Annotated in this window: 19 protein-coding genes; 10 read left to right on the top strand and 9 right to left on the bottom strand. The window is 63.2% G+C overall.

The features are described 5' to 3' along the window. Positions 1-31 precede the first annotated feature (31 nt). The 5 genes from rng to mreB form a co-directional block, all read right to left on the bottom strand. Entirely contained in the window at positions 32-1,489 is a 1,458-nt protein-coding gene (gene rng / locus K4A76_RS04570; RefSeq protein WP_009683058.1) for a ribonuclease G, read from the bottom strand. 54 nt (positions 1,490-1,543) lie between these two features. After that, positions 1,544-2,182 carry a Maf family protein gene (locus K4A76_RS04565; protein ID WP_054911626.1) on the bottom strand — a complete coding sequence of 213 codons (639 nt, stop codon included), beginning with the start codon at positions 2,180-2,182 and terminating at the stop codon, positions 1,544-1,546. 32 nt (positions 2,183-2,214) lie between these two features. Continuing rightward, a complete protein-coding gene (mreD, locus tag K4A76_RS04560; protein WP_029885529.1) occupies positions 2,215-2,703 on the bottom strand; it encodes a rod shape-determining protein MreD in 489 nt (162 codons plus the stop codon). Then, positions 2,703-3,728, bottom strand: coding sequence for a rod shape-determining protein MreC (gene mreC / locus K4A76_RS04555; RefSeq protein WP_274412269.1), 1,026 nt, complete (start codon positions 3,726-3,728; stop codon positions 2,703-2,705). Before mreC ends, mreD begins: the two co-directional genes overlap by 1 nt. A gap of 195 nt (positions 3,729-3,923) precedes the next feature. Then, positions 3,924-4,961 carry a rod shape-determining protein MreB gene (gene mreB / locus K4A76_RS04550; protein WP_003255163.1) on the bottom strand — a complete coding sequence of 346 codons (1,038 nt, stop codon included), beginning with the start codon at positions 4,959-4,961 and terminating at the stop codon, positions 3,924-3,926. Between the two features lie 205 nt (positions 4,962-5,166). Here mreB and gatC point away from each other — a divergent pair, with 205 nt between their 5' ends. The 5 genes from gatC to K4A76_RS04525 all read left to right on the top strand — a co-directional run bounded on the left by gatC (position 5,167) and on the right by K4A76_RS04525 (position 9,967). Next, the gene (gatC, locus tag K4A76_RS04545; protein WP_003255165.1) at positions 5,167-5,454 is read left to right on the top strand and encodes an Asp-tRNA(Asn)/Glu-tRNA(Gln) amidotransferase subunit GatC; all 288 of its coding nucleotides are present in this window, start codon (positions 5,167-5,169) and stop codon (positions 5,452-5,454) included. A gap of 15 nt (positions 5,455-5,469) precedes the next feature. After that, positions 5,470-6,921 (top strand): Asp-tRNA(Asn)/Glu-tRNA(Gln) amidotransferase subunit GatA, encoded by a 1,452-nt coding sequence (gene gatA, locus K4A76_RS04540; protein WP_054890020.1) that lies wholly within the window; start codon positions 5,470-5,472, stop codon positions 6,919-6,921. An 11-nt stretch (positions 6,922-6,932) separates the two neighbouring features. After that, positions 6,933-8,378: an Asp-tRNA(Asn)/Glu-tRNA(Gln) amidotransferase subunit GatB gene (gatB, locus tag K4A76_RS04535; RefSeq protein ID WP_110679319.1), complete on the top strand. Its 1,446-nt coding sequence runs from the start codon at positions 6,933-6,935 to the stop codon at positions 8,376-8,378. A 110-nt stretch (positions 8,379-8,488) separates the two neighbouring features. Further along, a complete protein-coding gene (locus K4A76_RS04530; RefSeq protein ID WP_054881438.1) occupies positions 8,489-8,863 on the top strand; it encodes a septal ring lytic transglycosylase RlpA family protein in 375 nt (124 codons plus the stop codon). Positions 8,864-8,923: 60 nt separating this feature from the next. Then, complete coding sequence (locus K4A76_RS04525) at positions 8,924-9,967, top strand: calcium/sodium antiporter (protein WP_274412268.1); 1,044 nt, start codon at positions 8,924-8,926, stop codon at positions 9,965-9,967. Between the two features lie 77 nt (positions 9,968-10,044). Here K4A76_RS04525 and K4A76_RS04520 read toward each other — a convergent pair whose 3' ends face one another. From K4A76_RS04520 to K4A76_RS04505, 4 genes are all read right to left on the bottom strand, one after another. Beyond that, the gene (locus tag K4A76_RS04520; RefSeq protein WP_009685162.1) at positions 10,045-11,406 is read right to left on the bottom strand and encodes an amino acid permease; all 1,362 of its coding nucleotides are present in this window, start codon (positions 11,404-11,406) and stop codon (positions 10,045-10,047) included. 56 nt (positions 11,407-11,462) lie between these two features. Beyond that, positions 11,463-12,404 carry an AEC family transporter gene (locus K4A76_RS04515; protein ID WP_274411639.1) on the bottom strand — a complete coding sequence of 314 codons (942 nt, stop codon included), beginning with the start codon at positions 12,402-12,404 and terminating at the stop codon, positions 11,463-11,465. A 152-nt stretch (positions 12,405-12,556) separates the two neighbouring features. Next, positions 12,557-13,117, bottom strand: coding sequence for a response regulator transcription factor (locus tag K4A76_RS04510; RefSeq protein ID WP_274411638.1), 561 nt, complete (start codon positions 13,115-13,117; stop codon positions 12,557-12,559). After that, positions 13,117-14,373 (bottom strand): ATP-binding protein, encoded by a 1,257-nt coding sequence (locus tag K4A76_RS04505; protein WP_009685158.1) that lies wholly within the window; start codon positions 14,371-14,373, stop codon positions 13,117-13,119. Before K4A76_RS04505 ends, K4A76_RS04510 begins: the two co-directional genes overlap by 1 nt. A gap of 201 nt (positions 14,374-14,574) precedes the next feature. Here K4A76_RS04505 and K4A76_RS04500 point away from each other — a divergent pair, with 201 nt between their 5' ends. From K4A76_RS04500 to K4A76_RS04480, 5 genes are all read left to right on the top strand, one after another. After that, positions 14,575-15,291, top strand: a complete 717-nt coding sequence (locus K4A76_RS04500; RefSeq protein WP_274411637.1) for an SIMPL domain-containing protein — start codon at positions 14,575-14,577, stop codon at positions 15,289-15,291. A gap of 420 nt (positions 15,292-15,711) precedes the next feature. Beyond that, the gene (locus K4A76_RS04495) at positions 15,712-17,337 is read left to right on the top strand and encodes an ABC transporter substrate-binding protein (RefSeq protein WP_054881441.1); all 1,626 of its coding nucleotides are present in this window, start codon (positions 15,712-15,714) and stop codon (positions 17,335-17,337) included. Positions 17,338-17,482: 145 nt separating this feature from the next. Then, positions 17,483-19,075, top strand: coding sequence for an ABC transporter substrate-binding protein (locus K4A76_RS04490; RefSeq protein ID WP_274411636.1), 1,593 nt, complete (start codon positions 17,483-17,485; stop codon positions 19,073-19,075). 146 nt (positions 19,076-19,221) lie between these two features. Further along, positions 19,222-20,601: an OprD family porin gene (locus K4A76_RS04485; RefSeq protein ID WP_274411635.1), complete on the top strand. Its 1,380-nt coding sequence runs from the start codon at positions 19,222-19,224 to the stop codon at positions 20,599-20,601. 78 nt (positions 20,602-20,679) lie between these two features. Beyond that, positions 20,680-22,290, top strand: a complete 1,611-nt coding sequence (locus tag K4A76_RS04480; protein WP_054911631.1) for an ABC transporter substrate-binding protein — start codon at positions 20,680-20,682, stop codon at positions 22,288-22,290. Positions 22,291-22,359: the final 69 nt, after the last annotated feature.

Raw genomic sequence — 22,359 nt, 5'->3', positions numbered from 1 at the left:
GCGACGAGGCAGCGACGTGTTGCTGAGGGCCTCAGAGCAGCACCACGTCGTATTGTTCCTGCGAATACATCGACTCGACCTGGAAGCGAATGGTTCTACCGATGAAGGCTTCCAGTTCGGCAACGTTGCCCGACTCTTCGTCCAGCAGGCGGTCAACCACCTTCTGGTTGGCCAGCACACGGTAGCCTTCGGCCTGGTAAGCACGGGCCTCACGCAGGATCTCGCGGAAAATTTCGTAACAGATGGTCTCGGGGGTTTTCAGCTTGCCACGCCCCTGGCAAGCCAGGCAGGGCTCGCACAGCACCTGCTCCAGGCTTTCGCGCGTGCGCTTGCGGGTCATCTGCACCAGGCCCAGCTCAGTGATACCGATGATGTTGGTCTTGGCATGGTCGCGCTCCAGCTGTTTTTCCAGGGTGCGCAGAACCTGGCGCTGGTGCTCTTCATCTTCCATGTCGATGAAGTCGATGATGATGATGCCGCCAATGTTGCGCAGGCGCAGTTGCCGGGCGATGGCGGTAGCGGCCTCGAGGTTGGTTTTGAAGATGGTTTCTTCAAGGTTGCGATGCCCGACGAAAGCCCCGGTGTTGACGTCGATGGTGGTCATCGCCTCGGCCGGGTCCACCACCAGATAGCCACCCGACTTGAGCGGCACCTTGCGCTCCAGCGCACGCTGTATTTCGTCCTCGACGCCGTACAGATCGAAGATCGGCCGCTCGCCAGGGTAGTGTTCGAGGCGGTCGGCGATTTCCGGCATGAGTTCGCTCACGAACTGCATGGTTTTCTGGAAGGTTTCCCGCGAGTCGATGCGGATCTTCTCGATCTTCGGGTTGACCAGGTCACGCAGGGTTCGCAGGGCCAGGCCCAGGTCTTCGTAGATGACCGTCGGTGCACCGCAGGTCTTGATCTGGCTGCCGATCTGCTCCCACAGGCGGCGCAGGTAGCGGATGTCCTGCAGGATTTCCTCAGCCCGCGCGCCTTCGGCGGCAGTGCGCAGGATGAACCCGCCGGCATCCTTGATGTTCTCGCTCTCCATGCAGTTGCTGACCACCTGCTTGAGGCGCTCACGTTCGGCTTCATCTTCGATCTTCAGGGAAATGCCAACGTGGCTGCTGCGCGGCATGTACACCAGATAACGCGAAGGGATCGACAACTGCGTGGTCAGGCGCGCGCCTTTGGTGCCAATCGGGTCCTTGGTCACTTGTACCACCAGCGCCTGGCCCTCGTGCACCAGCGCCGTGATGTTCTCGACCGCCGAGCCTTCGCGCTGGGAAATTTCCGAAGCATGGATGAACGCCGCGCGTTCCAGGCCAATGTCGACGAAGGCGGCCTGCATGCCTGGCAGCACACGCACCACCTTGCCCTTGTAGATATTGCCGACGATGCCACGGCGCTGAGTGCGCTCGACGTGCACTTCCTGCAGCACCCCGTTTTCCACCACCGCCACGCGTGACTCCATCGGGGTGATGTTGATCAGGATCTCTTCACTCATGGCAGGCTCTCGTCAAAAGTTTCTTGTAATGATGGATGGCGAAGGCAGAGCTGGCTACCGCGGGTTTGTCACCTCTGCTGCAGGCACGAGCGGCTGCCAGCAGGCAATGCCGAACTGGCCGAGCAATTCTGCGGTTTCACACAGCGGCAAACCGACCACTGCCGAATAGCTGCCGGCCAGGCCGGTGACGAACACCGCACCCAGGCCCTGGATGGCATAACCGCCTGCCTTGTCCGCCGGCTCGCCGCTGGCCCAGTAACGTTGCGCTTCGTCGGCACTGATCGGGCGAAAATGCACGCTGCTGGCCACGCACAGGCTGCGCACGCGCAGGCCATCGGTCAAAGCGACGGCGGTCAGCACCTGGTGCTCGCGGCCAGCCAGATCAGCCAGCATGGCCAAGGCATCGTCGCGGCTTTGCGGTTTACCCAGAATACGACCCTCGAGCACCACTGCCGTGTCTGCACCAAGCACCACAGCACGGCGCTCGGGGGCCGTGGCGTTGTCGGGGTGGGCGAGGCAGGCCAGGCCGGCGGCAGCCTTGGCCCGGGCCAGACGCTCGACGTAAGCCTGGGCGCTTTCATCGGCCAGCGGGGTTTCGTCGATGGGGGCGCTGATGACGCTGAACGGCACGCCGATCTGGGTCAGCAATTCACGGCGGCGAGGCGAGCCGGAGGCCAGGTAAAGCGGGTTCATGCAGACATCTCCCTGTCAGCGGCGCATCGCCGTCAGTTGATACGCAAGCGGCGACGCAGGTCGCGCAGGGCGAAACTGATCCACGGCCAGAGCAAGGCGCTGATCACCGCCGACCAGACCAATGCCAGGGTGGGCAGACGGTTGCCGGTCAGGGCGCTAAGCCACAGCTGGATCAGCTGGGCAATGCCGAAGATCACCAGAATGACCAGGCTTTGCTGCCACATGGGGAACATGCGCAGGCGCTGCTGCAAGGACAGCACCAGGAAGGTGATCAGGGTAAGGATCAGTGCGTTCTGCCCCAGCAAGGTGCCATACAGCACATCCTCGGCCAGGCCCAGCACGAACGCTGTGGTCATGCCCACCTTGTGCGGCATGGCCAGGGTCCAGAACGAAACCAGCAAGGCCAGCCACATGGGCCGGAACACTTCCATGAACTGCGGCATGGGCGAGACGCTGAGCAGCAGGCCGATGGCGAAAGTCAGCCAGATCACCCAGCCGTTGTTGCGGCGCGATGCAGCCATCATTGTCTCCGGGTGGGGGCGGGGGCAGCCGGCGCTGCCGCCGGGGCAGCACTTGGGGCCGCAGGCTGCGCGGCCGGGGCCGTTGGCGTGGCCGGGCTGGCCGGCGCTGCAGGGGTACCCGTGGCCGGTGCGGCCTGCTCGCCGGTTGTGGCTGGCTGGCCGGCGGGCGCGGTGCCCTTGCGGTCGGCTTCTTCCTGGGCCATGGCAGCATCGGTGGCACGCTGCTCTGGGGTGCGCCGGTCACTGAACACCAGCAGCATGTAGCGGCTGCGGTTGAGCGCGGCGGTGGGGATGGCACGCACGATAGCGAACGGCTGGCCGGAGTCGTGGATCACTTCATTGACGGTGGCCACCGGGTAGCCGGCCGGGAAGCGCTGGCCCATGCCGGAACTGACCAGCAGGTCGCCTTCCTTGATGTCGGCGGTGTCGGCCACATGGCGCAATTCCAGGCGCTCGGGGTTACCGGTACCGCTGGCGATCGCGCGCAAGCCATTGCGGTTGACCTGCACCGGAATGCTGTGGGTGGTGTCGGTCAGCAGCAGCACCCGCGAGGTATAGGGCATCAACTCCACCACCTGCCCCATCAGGCCCCGGGCATCGAGCACCGGCTGGCCAAGGAACACGCCGTCACGCTCGCCCTTGTTGATCAGGATACGGTGCGTGAAGGGGTTGGGGTCGACCCCGATCAGCTCGGCCACTTCGACCTTTTCGTTGACCAGCGCCGAGGAGTTGAGCAGTTCGCGCAGGCGCACGTTCTGCTCGGTAAGGGCCGCCAGCTTCTGCAGGCGCCCCTGCAGCAGCAGGGCCTCGGTCTTGAGCTTCTCGTTTTCGGCAATCAGTTCGGTGCGGCTACCGAACTGGCCCGCCACGCCCTGCCAGGCACGCTGCGGCAAGTCGGTGATCCAGTACGACTCCATCAGCACCAGGCCCATCTGGCTGCGCACCGGTTTGAGCACGTCGAAGCGCGCGTCGACAACCATCAACGCGACTGACAGCACCACCAGAACGAGCAGGCGAACGCCCAGCGAAGGGCCCTTGGAGAAAAGCGGTTTAATGGGCCGTTCCTCGTGGACGACTCAGGAGGTCATTGGACATGGGACAACGCACCAGCCTGGTTGCGGGTTGACGGATACGGCGCCCGTGTGGGCGCCAGCCCAGCACATACAGGTAGCACTGTGCGTACTACCTGTAAACCGGGCGCTCATGAACAGCGAGCAGGATCACTCGCTGGAGAGCAGGTCCATCGCGTGCTTGTCCATCATCTCCAGGGCGCGACCACCGCCACGGGCGACACAGGTCAGCGGGTCTTCGGCGACGATAACCGGCAGGCCGGTTTCCTGGGCCAGCAGCTTGTCGAGATCACGCAGCAGTGCACCACCACCGGTCAACACCAGGCCACGCTCGGCAATGTCGGAGGCCAGCTCGGGCGGCGATTGCTCGAGGGCGCTCTTCACTGCCTGAACGATGGTCGCCAGCGACTCCTGCAGCGCTTCGAGCACTTCGTTGGAGTTCAGGGTAAAGGCACGCGGCACGCCTTCGGCCAGGTTACGGCCACGCACGTCGACTTCGCGCACTTCACCGCCCGGGTAGGCAGTGCCGATTTCCTGCTTGATGCGCTCGGCGGTGGACTCGCCGATCAGGCTGCCGTAGTTACGGCGTACGTAGGTCACGATGGCTTCGTCGAAGCGGTCACCGCCAACACGCACGGACTCGGCGTAGACCACACCGTTGAGCGAGATCAGGGCGATTTCGGTGGTGCCGCCACCGATATCGACGACCATCGAACCGCGGGCCTCTTCTACCGGCAGGCCGGCACCGATGGCGGCAGCCATTGGCTCTTCGATCAGGAACACTTCACGGGCACCGGCACCCAGGGCCGACTCGCGAATGGCGCGGCGCTCTACCTGGGTCGATTTGCACGGTACGCAGATAAGCACGCGCGGGCTTGGCTGCAGGAAGCTGTTCTCGTGAACCTTGTTGATGAAATATTGCAACATTTTTTCGCAAACGCTGAAGTCGGCGATCACGCCGTCCTTCATCGGACGAATGGCTGCAATGTTGCCAGGCGTACGGCCCAGCATGCGTTTGGCTTCGGTACCGACGGCGACGACGCTTTTCTGGTTGCCATGGGTACGGATGGCAACAACCGAGGGCTCATTCAGGACGATACCGCGCTCACGCACGTAAATAAGGGTGTTGGCAGTACCCAGGTCGATGGAAAGATCGCTGGAAAACATGCCACGCAGTTTCTTGAACATGGGAAAGTGACCCTGGGGAAAGCGTGGGTAAAAAAGTGCGGCAAACTCTAACAATGGCAGGGATTTTGGGCAAGGAGCCAATATGTTAAATTGGCTGTTTTTCCGAGCACGCCAGCAGAAATTCGCGGCTGTTAGACCGCCAAAAAGCTGACATGTTCCTCACTGCGGACCTAAATTCCGTTCTTTGTTTCCCTTGGAGATCCCCATGGCGCTTGAACGCTGCGACGTGGAAAAGATCGCCCATCTGGCCCGCCTGGGCCTGAATGATGGCGAACTGCCACGCATTACCGACGCCCTCAACAGCATTCTTGGGCTGGTCGACCAGATGCAAGCTGTCGACACCACTGGCATCGAGCCCCTGGCTCACCCGCTGGAGGCCAGCCAGCGCCTGCGTCCCGACCAGGTCACCGAAAGCAACCAGCGCGACGCCTACCAGGCCATCGCGCCATCGACCGAAAGCGGTCTGTACCTGGTTCCCAAAGTCATCGAGTAAGGGATAGAGCCTGCCATGCACCAATTGACCCTGGCCGAGATCGCCCGCGGACTCGCCGACAAGTCGTTTTCTTCCGAAGAGCTGACCGGCGCGCTGCTGGCGCGCATCAAGCAGCTCGACCCACAGCTCAACAGCTTCATCAGCGTCACCGACGAGCTGGCCCTGGGCCAGGCGCGTGCCGCCGACGCCCGTCGCGCCGCTGGCGAGACCGGCGCGCTGCTGGGTGCGCCCATCGCCCACAAGGACCTGTTCTGCACCAACGGCGTGCGCACCAGCTGCGGCTCGAAGATGCTCGACAACTTCAAGGCGCCGTATGACGCCACCGTGGTCGCCAAGCTGGCCGAAGCCGGCATGGTCACCCTGGGCAAGACCAACATGGACGAGTTCGCCATGGGTTCGGCCAACGAATCCAGCCACTACGGCGCGGTGAAGAACCCGTGGAACCTGGAACACGTGCCAGGCGGCTCGTCCGGCGGTTCTGCCGCGGCCGTGGCGGCGCGCCTGCTGCCAGCCACCACCGGCACCGACACCGGCGGGTCGATCCGCCAGCCGGCGGCGCTGACCAACCTCACCGGCCTGAAACCGACGTACGGTCGTGTTTCGCGCTGGGGCATGATCGCCTACGCTTCCAGCCTCGACCAGGGTGGCCCACTGGCGCGCACCGCCGAAGACTGCGCCTTGCTGCTGCAAGGCATGGCCGGCTTCGACGCCAAGGACTCCACCAGCATCGAGGAGCCGGTGCCGGACTACAGCGCCAACCTCGGCGCCTCCTTGCAGGGCCTGCGCATCGGCCTGCCCAAGGAGTACTTCGGTGCAGGCCTGGACCCACGCATTGCCGACCTGGTGCAGGCCAGCGTCAAGGAGCTGGAAAAGCTCGGTGCCGTGGTCAAGGAAATCAGCCTGCCGAACATGCAGCACGCCATTGCCGCGTACTACGTGATCGCACCTGCCGAGGCCTCGTCCAACCTGTCGCGTTTCGACGGTGTGCGCTTCGGCTACCGCTGCGAGGCGCCCAAAGACCTGACCGACCTGTACAAGCGTTCGCGTGGCGAAGGTTTCGGCGTTGAAGTCCAGCGCCGCATCATGGTCGGCACCTACGCCCTGTCGGCCGGCTACTACGACGCGTACTACGTGAAGGCGCAACAGATCCGCCGCCTGATCAAGAACGACTTCATGGCCGCTTTCAACGAGGTTGACCTGATCCTTGGCCCGACCACGCCTAACCCGGCCTGGAAGCTTGGCGCCAAGAGCAGCGACCCGGTCGCCGCCTACCTCGAAGACATCTACACCATCACCGCCAACCTGGCGGGCCTGCCGGGCCTGTCGATGCCCGCGGGCTTCGTCGACGGCCTGCCGGTCGGCGTACAGCTGCTGGCGCCGTACTTCCAGGAAGGCCGGTTGCTCAACGTCGCGCACCGCTACCAGCAAGTGACCGACTGGCACACCCGTGCCCCCAACGGCTTCTGAGGAGTTCACACATGCAATGGGAAGTTGTGATCGGGCTGGAAATCCACACTCAGCTCGCCACCCAGTCGAAGATCTTCTCCGGCAGCGCTACCACCTTCGGCTCCGAGCCGAATACCCAGGCCAGCCTGGTTGACCTGGGCATGCCGGGCGTTTTGCCGGTGCTGAACCAGGAAGCCGTGCGCATGGCCTGCATGTTCGGCCTGGCCATCGATGCCGAGATCGGCAAGCGCAACGTGTTCGCGCGCAAGAACTACTTCTACCCGGACCTGCCCAAGGGCTACCAGATCAGCCAGATGGACCTGCCGATCGTCGGCAAGGGCCACCTGGACATTGCCCTGGAAGACGGCACCATCAAGCGCATCGGGGTCACCCGCGCGCACCTGGAAGAAGACGCAGGCAAAAGCCTGCACGAAGACTTCAGCGGCTCTACTGGCATCGACCTGAACCGCGCCGGCACACCGCTGCTGGAGATCGTGTCCGAGCCTGACATGCGCAGCGCCAAGGAGGCCGTGGCGTACGTCAAGGCGATCCACGCACTGGTGCGCTACCTGGGCATCTGCGACGGCAACATGGCCGAGGGCTCGCTGCGCTGCGACTGCAACGTGTCGATCCGCCCGAAAGGCCAGGTCGAATTCGGTACCCGCTGCGAGATCAAGAACGTCAACTCGTTCCGCTTCATCGAGCGTGCCATCAACAGCGAGATCCAGCGCCAGATCGACCTGATCGAGGATGGCGGCAAGGTGGTGCAGGAAACCCGCCTGTACGACCCAAACAAAGATGAAACCCGTTCCATGCGCAGCAAAGAGGAAGCCAACGACTACCGTTACTTCCCCGACCCGGACCTGCTGCCGGTCGTAATCGAGGACAGCTACCTCGACAGCATCCGCGCTGCCCTGCCCGAGCTGCCGCCGCAGAAGGTCGAGCGCTTCCAGCGCCAGTATGGCCTGTCGGCCTACGATGCCAACGTGCTGGCCTCCAGCCGCGAACAGGCCGACTACTTCGAAGAAGTGGTGAAAATTGGCGGTGACGCCAAGCTGGCCGCCAACTGGGTCATGGTCGAACTGGGGAGCCTGCTGAACAAGTTGGGCGTGGAGATCGACCAGGCACCGGTCAGCGCTGCGCAACTGGGTGGCATGCTGCTGCGCATCCGCGATAACACCATCAGCGGCAAGATCGCCAAGACCGTGTTCGAAGCCATGGCTGGCGGTGAAGGCGATGCCGACAGCATTATCGAAAGCAAAGGCCTGAAGCAGGTCACCGACACCGGCGCAATCGAGAAGATGCTCGACGAAATGCTGGCCGCCAATGCCGAGCAGGTGGAACAGTACCGCGCGGCTGACGAGGCCAAGCGCGGCAAGATGTTCGGCTTCTTCGTCGGCCAGGCCATGAAAGCCTCCAAAGGCAAGGCCAACCCAGGGCAGGTGAACCAAATGCTCAAGGCCAAGCTCGAAGGGTGATTGTTTTATCCCTGTAGTCCTGCGAGGGCTTCGCCCTCGTTCGCGGGCATGCCCGCTCCCACAGGTACAGCGCCGACCTGTGGGAGCGTCGCACTAGGAGAGCACCTGACTTGCTAAAACGATCCCTCGGCACCCTCGCCCTGTTTTCGTTCCTGGCCGGCTGCGCCAGCCATGACATCGACCCGCGCGGTTACGACCAGACCGGCACCGCTTCCTATTACGGCTCGCGCCACCACGGCAAACGCACCGCCAGCGGCGAACCGTTCAACCAGCACGGCCTTACCGCCGCCCACCGCAGCCTGCCGTTTGGCAGCCGCGTTCTGGTGACCAACATGGCCAACCAGCGCAGTGTGGTGGTACGCATCAACGACCGTGGCCCGCATACCCGCGGCCGGCTGATCGACCTGTCACGCGCCGCCGCCGAAAAAATCGGCATGCTGCGTAGCGGCACAGCGCGGGTGCGGGTACAAGGGCTTAGCGACTGACGCGACAGGAGTTCGACCATTTTCGACTTGGCCACCCTTCCCACCTTCAGCCTGCTGCAACTGGGCACAGCCCTGCTGTTGCTGGTAGGCGGCGCCGAACTGCTGGTGCGCGCAGCCCTGCGCCTGGCGCAGCGCCTGCACGTGCGCCCGTTGATCATCGGCCTGAGCCTGGTCGCCTTCGGCAGCACCGCACCACAGTTGACCGTCAGCCTGCAGGCGGCCTACCAGGGCGCGCCGGATGTAGCGGTCGGCAGCGTGGTCGGCAGCAATATCTTCAATGTGCTGGTAGTGCTCGGCCTGGCCGCATTGATCATCCCACTGCGGGTTTCGCGCCAGTTGGTACGTCTGGACATACCGCTGATGATCCTCGCCAGCGGCCTGGTCTACGCACTGTGCGCCAACGGCCAGCTGGGCCGGGTCGAAGGTGGGTTGCTGTTGCTGGGCCTGGCCGGCTACCTGGCCATGCTCTGGCACCAGTCGCGCCATTACGCACGTACCTACCCTGCCCCCGACGCCGCCCAGGCCAGCGCCGGGCGCTTCTGGTCAGCCACCGTGCTGCAGGTGCTGTTCGGCCTGGGCCTGTTGACCCTGGCAGGCCACTTGCTGCTTGAAGCCGCCGTCGAGGTGGCCACCGACCTGGGCCTGTCCGAGCGCGTTATCGGGCTGACCGTGGTCGCTGTGTGCACCTCCCTGCCGGAATTGGCCGCCGCCTTGATTGCGGCCCTGCGGGGCGAGCGGGAGATCGCCGTGGGCACGGTCATCGGCAGCAACCTGTTCAACCTGCTGGCGGTGCTGGGCCTGACCGCACTGGTGACCCCAGAGCCGCTGTCGATTTCACCCAATGCACTGTCGTTCGACCTGCCCGTGATGCTCGGCGTTGCCGTACTGAGTATGCCGGTGTTCTATTCCGGCTACCGCATTACCCGGGCCGAAGGGCTGGTCTTCCTGTGCCTGTACCTGGCTTATGGCCTGCACGTCGCGGCCTTCACCATGGGGCTGCCGCTGGCCGGCCGCCTTGAGCGGCTGATGCTGTTCTACGTGCTGCCGGTACTGGCCCTGGTGCTGCTGTACACCACCGTGCGCGCCTGGCGGCGGCAGCATTGAGGGGCATGGATAGGCAGCGCGCCAGGGCCACCAGGCGGCGAAACGCTGGCGGCCTGCCCCTCACGCACAAGCCCGACTCAGTACTTCGCCTGGCGAGCCTTCTTCAGCTTGAAGGCCACCCACAGCGCGGCAATCCATGCCGGTATCAGCATCACTGAAATGCGAATCGGCGGGGTCAGGTACATCACCACCAGGATCAACACGATGAATGCCAGGCACAGGTAGTTGGTCAGCGGGTGCCCCAGGCTCTTGTAGAACGGGGTGATGCCCGCGGCCAGCTTGGCTTTGCGGAACTTCAGGTGGGTGATGCTGATGCTCGCCCAGTTGATCACCAGCGCCGATACCGCCAGGGCCATCAACAAGCCAAAGGCCTCACCCGGCATCAGGTAGTTGATCACTACGCACAAGCCGGTAGCGAACGCCGATACCCCCAATGCTGTCAGGGGCACGCCGCTGCGGCTGACCTTCAGCAACTGGCGCGGCGCATCGCCCTGGCTGGCCAGGCCGAACAGCATGCGGCTGTTGGCATACACGCAGCTGTTGTACACCGACAGCGCCGCGGTAAGCACCACAATGTTGAGAATGGTGGCCACCAGGTCGCTGTCCAGTTCGTGGAAGATCATCACGAACGGGCTACCGCCTTGCACCACCTTCTGCCACGGGTACAACGACAGCAGCACGGCCAGCGCGCCGATGTAGAAAATGAGGATACGGTACACCACCTGGTTGGTGGCCTTGGGAATGCTCTGGCGCGGGTTGTCGGCCTCGGCAGCGGTAATGCCCACCAGCTCCAGGCCGCCGAACGAGAACATGATCACCGCCAACGCCATCACCAGGCCGCTGACGCCATTGGGGAAGAACCCGCCGTACTGCCACAGGTTGGCTACGCTGGCATCGGCGCCGCCCTGCCCGCTGCTCAGCAACCAGGCACCGAAGCCGATCATGCTGACAATGGCCACCACCTTGACCAAGGCGAACCAGAACTCCATTTCGCCATAGACCTTGACCTGAGTAAGGTTGATCAGGTTGATCACCACGAAAAAGATCGCCGCGGTGGCCCAGGTCGGGAATTCCGGCCACCAGTACTGCACGTAGATACCCACAGCGGTAAGCTCGGCCATGCCGACCAGCACGTACACCACCCAGTAGTTCCAGCCCGAGACGAACCCGGCGAACTCGCTCCAGTACTGGTGGGCGAAATGGCTGAAGCTGCCGGCAACCGGCTCTTCCACCACCATTTCACCCAACTGGCGCATGATCAGAAAGGCCATCAGGCCGGCGATGGCATAGCCCAGCAGTACCGAGGGGCCAGCCAGCTGGATGGTCTGGGCGATGCCCAGGAACAACCCGGTACCGATGGCCCCACCCAGCGCAATCAGCTGGATGTGGCGATTCTTCAGCCCGCGCTGTAACCGCTCGGGCGTGCTCTGGTCTTGCATGAAGTGTCCTTTAGCTCAGTGAGGCAGTGTTGTTGCTGTTGTTTGCAGTCAAGGATCTAGATCCATCCGCCCCACTGCAAGATGAAAATACCAATGTTGGTGGTGATTGCTGCCATCAACGTGGTGATCACGATGATCGACGCCGCCAATTGGTGGTTGCCGTTGGCCGCGCGCGCCATCACGTAGCTGGCGGCCGCCGTGGGGCTACCGATGTACAGGAAAAGGATGCCCAGCTCGGCACCGCGAAAACCACACAGGCAAGCACCCAGGGTGCCGAGCAGCGGTAACCACACCATCTTCACCAGGCTGGCATCGATGGCCAGGCGGCCGCTGTCGCGCAGAGCCGCCAGCGACAGGGTGCCGCCGATGCAGATCAGCGCCAGTGGCAGGGTCATCTGCGCCAGGTAGTCGCCTGAAGTGAGCAACCAGTTGGGCAGCGGCACCTGGCCGTAGGCCATCGGGGTGGCCACCAATACGCTGATGATCAGCGGGTTGCTGAGAATGCTCTTGCAGATGCTCCAGGGGTCGGACTTGAGGTCCGGGCTGTACACCGCCAGCACCACCGCGGACAGCGAGTTGTACATGAGGATGACCACGCCGGCGAGTACCGCCCCCAAGGAAATACCATAGTCCCCGTACAGGCTGGCGGCCAAGGCCAGGCCAATGACGCCGTTGTTGCCGCGAAAGGCGCCTTGGGCATAGATACCGCGATCGGCCATGGGGCTGCGCCAGATAGCCATGCCCCAGGCAAGGGCGAAGCCGATCAGGGTCGCGACGATGAAGTACAAAATGACACCGGGCTGGACCGCCGTAGCCAGGTCAGCGTGGTAGATGCCCAGGAACAGCAGGGCCGGCATGCACACGTTGAACACCAGCTGCGAAGCGACCTGGTTGAAGTTGTCGTCGATCAGGCGAATGCGTTTGAGCAGCACGCCCATGAACAGCATGGCGAAAACCGGTGCCGTGATATTCAGCGTCTGGATGAGAAGGGCGAGCATGCGCTAGCGATCCTGGAGGGGTTGCCGTCAGGTGGCAATGATACGCCAACAGCCGGGATTTGCGGGGATCGCGGGGTGTTACAGATGAATTTCTGTCCACACCGGCCCTATCGCCAGCTTGCCAGCGATGGGGCCGGTACAGGCAATATGAATCAGCGCCGAACCGGACGCTTCTGCAGTTTGCGCTGCAAGGTCCGCCGGTGCATGCCCAGCGCCCGTGCGGTGGCCGAAATATTGCCATCGTGCTCGGTCAGCACACGCTGTATATGCTCCCACTGCAGGCGGTCGACCGACATCGGGTTTTCCGGCACCAACGCGTCCAGGTCGGTGTGCTCCGACAGCAACGCCGCCAGCACGTCGTCGGCATCAGCCGGTTTGCACAGGTAGTTGCAGGCGCCGCGCTTGACCGCCTCCACCGCTGTGGCAATGCTCGAATAACCGGTCAGGATCACCACGCGCATTTCCGGGTCCAGCTCCAGCAGCTTGGGCAGCAGCACCAGGCCGGAGTCGCCGTCCATCTTCAAGTCCAGCGTGGCGTAGTCCGGCAGGTCCTGCTGGGCCAGGATCAAGCCCTCTTCGGCGGAACCGGCAATGCTCACGCGGAACCCGCGACGGCTCATGGCGCGCGCCATGACCCGGGTGAAGGTGGCATCGTCATCCACCAGCAGCAGGTGCGGCAGCTCTTCGCTCTCGACCTGGTTTTCATCGCTCATCATTCATCTCCTCGCTTGCCATAGGGCAGGCGCAGTTCGGTCAGGGTGCCACCCTGCTCATGACTATAAAGTTTTACCGAACCGCCCGCACGGGTCACGCTGGCCTTGCTCAAGAACAGGCCCAGGCCGAAACCTTTGCCCTTGGTGGTAATGAAGGGTTTGCCGATGGCTTCGGCAATGGCCGGCGGCACGCCAGGGCCATGGTCGCGGATGCTGATCACGATATCCTGAGCGTCCCAGTCCAGGCGCACTTCAAGGTCATCGGGGCAGGCATCGGCCGCATTGTTCAACAGGTTCAGCAGCGCCTGGGTCAGGTCCGGTGGCGGGGTCAGGCGCGGCACCTGGCCGTCACGCAGGCGCTGGAAGCGGTAGCTGCTTTCCGGGCGCATCAAGTGCCAGCGGTTCAGCGCTTCGTCCAGCCAGGCGGTGACATCCTGCTCGACCACCGCCAGGCGGCGGTTGGCTTCAGCGGCGCGTACCAGTTGCTGCAGGGTTTCCTTGCACAGCTTCACCTGGTCCTGAAGGATTTGCAGGTCTTCCTGCAACAGCGGGTCGGTGTGGTCCTGGCGCATTTCATTGATCAGCACACTCATGGTGGCCAGCGGCGTGCCCAGCTCATGAGCGGCGCCGGCGGCCTGGGTGGCTACGGCCAGCAACTGCTCGTCGCGCAGGCTTTCTTCACGCCGCTCCGAGCGTAGTTGCTCCTGGCGCCGCAGCTCTTCCGCCATGCGTGCCGCGAAGAAGGTGATCACCGCCGCCGCCAGGGCAATACTCAGCCACATGCCGTACACCTGCATCTTGTCCCGCGCCATGGGCAGGCCTTCGAGCGGGTAGAACTGCACCAGCAGCAAGCTGTAGGCGGTCAGGGCAATACCGGACAGGATCAGCGAATACAGCCACGGCAGGGTCACTGCGGCAATGGCCAACGGTACCAGGTAGTAGGACACGAACGGGTTGGTCGAGCCGCCGGAGTAATACAGCAAGGCACTGTGGATCAACAGGTCACAGGCCAGCTGCAGGGCGTATTCCATTTCGGTGACGGGCACCGACAAGCGCAGGCGCAGGGCGGTGAAGGCACACAGCAGCGACGACAAGGCCAAGGTACCGGCCAGCGATAGCCAGGGTAAGGGCAGCAGTTCGGTCCAGTAGGCGACACCGACCGAGCCGGCCTGGGCAGCCAGGACCAGCACACGAATGACGGTCAGGCGCCAGAGGTTCTGGCGGGTAGCGGACAACGGTTGTACGGCGGCGAGCATGAGCTCTCCTGATGAGTGCTCCAGAAAATCGGCTGGAGTATACCGAAGCCGGGCCCCCTGCTGCAGCGCTGCGGCAAAGCGCCACACTTTGTCACACTGTCGTGATGGCACTGTTGAACCCACTACACTGATGCCGGTCTGATTGGCCATGCGTGGCATGGATGACCAGCGCCCACGCCTTTTATTGCCAAGGAGTACCACATGCACATTCCACGTCACGGCGCCGCCCTGATCATGTCTTGCGGCCTGCTCGCCAGCCTGCCGGCACTGGCGGCCGATGAACCGCGCTACAACCAGGTATCGCTGCGCGCCGAGGTCAGCAAGGAAGTGGCGCGCGACCTGATGGTCGTGACCTTGTATAGCGAAGCGCAGAACAGCGACCCCGGCAAGCTCGCCAAGCAGATCACCGAAACCATGAACAAGGCCGTGCAGCAGTCGCGCCAGGTCAAGGATGTGAAGATCAGCCAGGGCAGCCGCAACAGCTACCCCGTTTACGACAGCAAAGGCCAGAAGATCACCGGCTGGCGTGAACGCGCCGAGCTGCGCCTGGAAAGCGCCGATTTCCCGGCCCTCTCGCAACTGACCGCCGACCTGCTGCAAGAGCTGAAAATGGGTGGCATGGACTTCTCCATCGCGCCGGCCACGCGCAAGTCCAGCGAAGACGAGCTGCTCAAGGATGCCGTCGATGCGTTCAAGGCCCATGCACAACTGGCCACGCAAGCCTTGGGCGGCACAGGCTACAAAGTGGTCAGCCTGAACCTGAACAGCAGCGGCTACCCACGGCCGTACCTGCGCAGCGCCCCCATGGCCATGAAGGCCATGAGCGCAGATGAAGCGGCGCCGGCGCCGGACATCGAAGCCGGTACCAGTGAGGTGAGCATGAATGCTGATGGGTTGATTGAAGTGCAGATGCCTTAAGCAACTAGCGCCGGTATGCGCGGCCTGGGGTCGCGACGGGGCGGGGGCCGGGGGGGCGCTCCCCTGTTGTAGCAGTGTGCTGCACAGGGGCCGCTGCGCGCGGCCCATCGCGACGCAAGGCCGCTCCTACAGGGGCCGTGTGGGGGCTGAAAAAAGCGTTTCAGACCTTTCTTACGCACCGTTCAGGTGCATCCTACAAAAATCCCGCCTTGAAACACCTCGAAAAAAGCCATCATTTTGCCCACGCAAACGTTTAACTTCGTCGAAAGTTATAGCGATGCGACATCCATGTACGTTCGTGCCACATTCCCGGCGCCAACTATCCTTGTACCTGTTGCATTGGGAACATCCCCTGCATAAGTATCCGCAGGTCGGCTCACGAGGCCACCTCACTCGAAAAATGACAAAAATGAGGCCACCATGCTCAAACACGCAGTCATACCGTTCCTGCTCGGTGCAGGCTTGCTCACCGGTGCTCCGTCGGCACTTGCCGCGTCCAACCTGGTGTTCTGCTCCGAAGGCAGCCCGGCCGGCTTCGATCCAGGGCAATACACTACCGGTACCGACTTCGACGCCTCGGCCGAAACCGTCTTCAACCGCCTGACGCAGTTCGAACGCGGCGGCACTGCAGTGATACCCGGCCTGGCCACTCGCTGGGACGTGTCCGACGATGGCAAGACCTACACCTTCCACCTGCGCGAGGGGGTGAAGTTCCACACCACCGACTACTTCAAGCCGACCCGCCCGTTCAACGCCGACGACGTGCTGTTCACCTTCAACCGCATGCTCGACAAGGACCACCCCTTCCGCAAGGCCTACCCGACCGAGTTCCCGTACTTCACCGACATGGGCATGGACAAGAACATCGCCAAGCTGGAAAAGCTTGACGAGCACACCGTCAAGTTCACCCTCAACGAGGTCGATGCAGCGTTCATCCAGAACCTGGCCATGAGCTTCGCCTCGATCCAGTCCGCCGAGTACGCCGACCAGTTGCTCAAGGACGGCAAGGCCGCCGACATCAACCAGAAGCCGATCGGCACCGGCCCGTTCGTGTTCAGCAAGTACCAGAAGGACGCGCAGATCCGCTTCAAGGGCAACAAGGACTACTGGAAGCCCGAGGACGTGAAGATCGACAACCTGATCTTCGCCATCACCACCGACGCCTCGGTACGCATGCAGAAGCTGAAAAAGAACGAATGCCAGGTCACCCTGTTCCCACGCCCGGCCGATATCGAGCCGCTGAAGGCCGACAAGAACCTGCAGATGCCCCAGCAGGCCGGCTTCAACCTGGGTTACATCGCCTATAACGTGATGGACCAGATCAAGGGCAGCAACCAGCCCAACCCCATGGCCCAGCTGAAAGTGCGCCAGGCGCTGGACATGGCCGTGGACAAGAAACGGATCATCGAGTCGGTCTACCAGGGCGCCGGCCAGCTGGCGGTCAACGCCATGCCGCCCACGCAGTGGTCGTATGACACCAGCATCAAGGACGCACCGTTCGACCCGGAAAAAGCCAAACAACTGCTCAAGGAAGCCGGCATCAAGGAAGGCACCGAAATCACCCTGTGGGCCATGCCCGTGCAACGCCCGTACAACCCCAATGCCAAGCTGATGGCCGAAATGCTGCAGTCCGACTGGGCCAAGATCGGCATCAAGGCAAAAATTGTCAGCTATGAGTGGGGCGAGTACATCAAGCGCTCCAAAGCCGGCGAACAGGGCGCCATGCTGATTGGCTGGAGCGGCGACAACGGTGACCCGGACAACTGGCTAGGCACCCTCTACGGCTGCGATGCCATTGACGGCAACAACTTCTCCAAGTGGTGCTACAAGCCCTACGACAGCCTGATCAAACAGGCCAAGGCCACCTCCGACCAGGCCAAGCGCACCGAGCTGTACCAGCAGGCACAGCGCATCCTCAAGGAGCAGGTGCCGATCACCCCGATCGCCCACTCCACCGTCTACCAGCCGATGAGCGTCAAGGTGAAGGACTTCAAGATCAGCCCGTTCGCGCTGAACGCCTTCTACGGCGTCAGCGTGGACAAATAGGGTAGCCCCGGCACCCGCCAGCTGGTGGGTGCCCTCCCCTCCAATCACTAATTTCTGTCGGCCTGCAGCTATCCGCTGCGGGGTCGGCACACTGTTGCCGCCATTCGTACCCGTGGGCGGTGCAAACAGAGGAAAAGGACTTGCCATGCGCCACGCCACCCGACTTGCTGCCCTGCTGGCCCTGGGCCTGATCAGCCAGGCCCCCCACCTGTACGCCAACAGCCTGGTGTTCTGCTCCGAGGGCAGCCCTGACGGTTTCGACACCGCCCAGTACACCACCGCCACCGACAACGACGCCGCCGAACCGATCTACAACCGCCTGGTCGAGTTCGAACGTGGCGGCACCGCCGTGCACCCTGCCCTGGCTACCCGCTGGGAGGTGTCCGACGACGGCTTGAACTACACATTCCATCTGCGTGAGGGGGTCAGGTTTCACAGCAACAAGGCCCTCACGCCCAGCCGCGACTTCAATGCCGACGACGTGCTGTTCACCTTCAACCGCATGCTCGACAAAGGCCACCCGTTCCGCCAGGCCTACCCCACCGAGTTCCCCTATTTCATCAGCATGGGCCTGGACAAGAACATCGCCCGGGTCGAGAAACGCGACCCGCTGACCGTGGTGTTCACCCTGAACGCGGTGGATGCCGCATTCATTCAGAACCTGGCCATGAGCTTCGCCTCGATCCTCTCTGCCGAGTACGCCGAGCAGTTGCTGGCCAGCGGGCGTGCCAGTGACATCAACCAGCAGCCGATCGGCACCGGCCCGTTCGTGTTCCAGCGCTACCAGAAGGACTCGCAGATCCGCTACAAGGGCAACAAGGCCTACTGGGCCCCCGAGCAGGTCAAGCTCGACAACCTGGTGTTCTCGATCAACGTAGACCCCTCGGTGCGCATCCAGAAACTGCGCCGCAACGAATGCCAGGTCACCCTGCACCCGCGCCCGGCCGACCTGCCGGCCCTTCGCGCCGACAGCCAACTGCAGGTGCTGCAGCAGCCGGGCTTCAACCTCGGCTACATCGCCTACAACACCCGCCATGCACCGTTCGACCGCCTGGAAGTACGCCAGGCGCTGGACATGGCGGTGAACAAGCAAGCCATTATCCAGGCGGTGTACCAGGACGCCGGCCAGTTGGCAGTCAACGCCATGCCACCGACCCAATGGTCCTACGACAACAGCCTCAAGGATGCCCCTTACAACCCGGAAAAGGCCCGCCAACTGCTGCGCCAGGCCGGCGTAGCGCCAGGTACCGAGGTCACCCTGTGGGCCATGCCGGTGCAGCGCCCGTACAACCCCAACGCCAAGCTGATGGCCGAAATGCTGCAGGCCGACTGGAACAAACTCGGCCTCAAGGTGCGCATCGTCAGCTACGAGTGGGGCGAATACGTAAAGCGCATGAAAAACGGCGAGCACGACATCGCCTTGATCGGCTGGACCGGTGACAACGGCGACCCCGACAACTGGCTGGGCACCCTCTACAGCTGCGCCGCCATTGGCAGCAACAACTACTCGCAGTGGTGCGATCCGCAGTACGACAGCCTGGTCATGCAGGCCAAGCGCGTGAGCGACCCGGTGCAACGCAGCGCCCTGTACCAGCAGGCACAGCAGCGCCTCAAGCAGCAGGTGCCGATCACCCCGGTGGCCCATTCCACCGTCAACCAGCCGCTCAGCGTCAAGGTTTCCCAATTCAAGGTCAGCCCGTTTGGGCGCAATGATTTCTCCGGTGTGAGTGTTGACTGATGGCCAACCTGCACCGGCCGCTTCGCCGGTACAGGCAACACAGCTTCCGGATCAAGCCCGGCAACCCCGCGGCAACCCTGGCAACACCGCAGCAAGCACCCGGCCCACAAGGCCGGCCATAACTAGAAAAGAAAGGGAGCTTCAACTTGAAACTATTCACCTTGAGCGCACTGGCCTTATCCATCAGTGCAGTGACCACCGTGGCCCAGGCTGACCCGCAAAGCCAGGCCTTCATTCCCATCACCCTCAAGAGCACCAGCGAGCAAGCCCAGGCCAGCGGTTTTATTGAGGGGCAGAACCTGTCCGGCAGCACCCGTAACTGGTACGCCCGCGAACGCGCGGCGCGCGCCCCCTTGTGGAAGTACTACAAGAACGACGGCACCCGCCACGACACGCACAGCCGTGAGAACTGGGTGCAGGGCACCATCCTCAACTACAGCTCCGGCTTTACCGAAGGCACCGTCGGCATCGCCGTCGAGGCCGCCGGCTACAATGCCATTGCACTGCAGCAGAGCCGCCAGGCCGTAGCCGGCCCCAACAACCGCACGCTCACCCACAGCGACGGCGACCCCATCGGCCAGTGGAGCAAGCTGGGCCTGGGCAACATCAAGGCACGCGTGTCCAACACCACCCTCACCCTGGGCCGGCAATCGGTGGACACACCCATGATCGCCTACATCGGCAACCGTGCCCTGCCGTCGAGCTTCCAGGGCGTGTTCCTGCACAGTGCCGAGTTCGACAACCTCAACTTCGACCTGGGCACCTTCGACCGCGTCTCGCCGCGTACCGAGCAAAGCCTCAGCAAGTTCCGCAGCGAGTACAGCGCCACTGGCGTGGAAACCGACCGTGCCAGCACTGCCGGCATCAATTACCAGCCGTTCAAGAGCCTGAGCACCAGCCTGTACGCCACCAAAGTCGATGACTTCTGGAACCAGTACTACTTCGGCGCCAACCATGTGCTTGGCGACAGTGCGGTGCTCAGCCTGACCACTGGCCTGAACTACTACAAGACAGTCGACGCCGGCAGCCAGAAGATGGGCAAGATCGACAACGACACCTACAGCCTGTCGTTCGGCCTGACCCACCAGGCGCACACCCTCAGCGCTTCGTGGCAGCAGGTCAACGGCAACGAATACTTCGACTACCTGCACGAAACCAACGGCATTTTCCTGGCCAACTCGTTGCTCTCGGACTTCAACGGCCCGAACGAGAAATCCTTGCAGATTTCCTACGTGCTGAACATGGCGCCCTACGGCGTGCCAGGCTTGAAGTTCAACCTGTACAACGCCCGTGGCTGGGGCATCGATGGCACCCACTACCGTGGCACCGCCTATGACGTGAGGGGCCTGGATGGCGAAACCCACTACGAGTGGGGTATCGGCACCAGCTACGCGGTGCAGAGCGGGCCGCTGAAGGACACCAGTATCCGCGCCACCTACACCACGCACCGCGCCAGCAAAGCGCAGGCCGATGGCAGCCTGGACGAGTTCCGCCTGGTCACCACCATTCCATTCAACATTCTCTGACCGTTTGCGCCACGGCCCGCTGCACGGCGGGCCTTGGCGGCTACGCTGGAATCAATGCACGCAGGGAGTCTTCAACCCATGCACAGAGTTTTCATCAAGTCGCGACCGCTACGCCTGGCCCTGGCTGCGCTGGTGCTCGGCAGTGCCACGCAACTGGCGGCCAAGCCGCTGGTGGTCTGCACCGAAGCCAGCCCGGAGGGCTTCGACGTGGTCCAGTACACCACCGGCGTCACCTTCGATGCGTCCTCTGAAACACTGTTCAACCGCCTGGTGGACTTCAAACCCGGGACCACCGACATCGAGCCGGCCCTGGCCGAGCGCTGGGACATTTCAGCAGACGGCCTGACCTATACCTTTCACCTGCGCAAGGGCGTGAAGTTCCACAGCACCGACTACTTCACACCCACCCGCGAATTCAACGCCGACGATGTGCTGTGGAGCCTGCGGCGCCAGCTGGACCCGGCGCACCCGTGGCACGACAAGACCAGCGTCGGCTACCCGTACTTCGAGAGCATGGCCTTCAGCCAGTTGCTCAAGGCGGTGGACAAGACCGACGAGCATACCGTGGTGATCACCCTCACCCGCCCCGAAGCACCGTTCCTGCATGACATGGCCATGGGCTTCACCTCTATCTATTCGGCAGAATACGGCGACCAGTTGCTCAAGGCCGGCAAGGCCGCCGAGCTGAACAGCAAACCCATCGGCACCGGGCCGTTCATCTTCCAGCGCTACAACAAGGATGCGCAGGTCCGCTTCAAAGCCAACCCCGACTACTTCCGCGGCAAACCGCCGGCCGACGCCCTGATCTTCGCCATTGCCACCGACAGCAATGTGCGCCTGCAGAAATTGCGCGCCAACGAGTGCCAGGTGGCGCTGTACCCCAAGCCGGACGACGTGCCCTCGATCAAGGCCGACCGCACCCTCAAGGTGGCCGAAACCGAAGCGCTGGTGACCGGCTACGTTGCCATGAACACCCAGCACAAGTACCTCAGCGACGTGCGCGTGCGTAAAGCCATCAACATGGCGTTCGACCGCCAGACCCACGTCGACCAGCTGTTCGGCAAAGGTAATGCCTTGGTCGGGGTGAACCCCTACCCGCCCAGCATGATGGGCTTCAACCCGGCCAACCAGAACCCGCCGCGTGACCTTGCCAAGGCGCGCGCCCTGCTCAAGGAGGCGGGTGTGCCGGAGGGCACCGTCATCACCCTGTTCACCCGCAACGGCGGTGGCATGACCAACCCCAACCCGCGCCTGTCGGCCGAGATGCTGCAGGCCGACCTCGGCCAGATCGGCCTGAAGCTGGATATCCGTGTGATGGAGTGGGCCGAGATGCTGCGCCGCGCCAAGCGCGGTGAAGCCGACCTGGTGTCCACCGGCTGGGCGGGCGACAACGGCGACCCGGACAACTTCCTCACCCCCCTGCTCAGTTGCGAGGCGGCCAAGACCGGCGAGAACTATGCGCGCTGGTGCAACCCTAAGTTCCAGGAGCTGATCAGCCGAGCCCGCGAGGTGGTCGACAACGACGAACGGGCAAGGCTCTATAGCGAGGCATTGAAGGTGTACGATGACGACCAACCGTGGATCAGCATGGCCCACCCGAAGATGTTCACCGCCATGCGTGACAATGTAGAGGGCTACGTGATCAGCCCTCTGGCCAAAAACAACTTCGCCACCACCCGGGTGAAGTAGAACAACGACGACCGCCGGCGCCCAGCAGGGAACCGGCGGCACTGCCGTAGCGTGCTGCTGGCCGTACGG

The organism is Pseudomonas sp. NEEL19 (genome assembly GCF_028751975.1).
Taxonomy (GTDB): domain Bacteria; phylum Pseudomonadota; class Gammaproteobacteria; order Pseudomonadales; family Pseudomonadaceae; genus Aquipseudomonas; species Aquipseudomonas juntendi.
The sequence above is the reverse complement of the archived record's forward strand: the minus strand, read 5'-3'. Positions and strand labels throughout refer to the sequence as shown.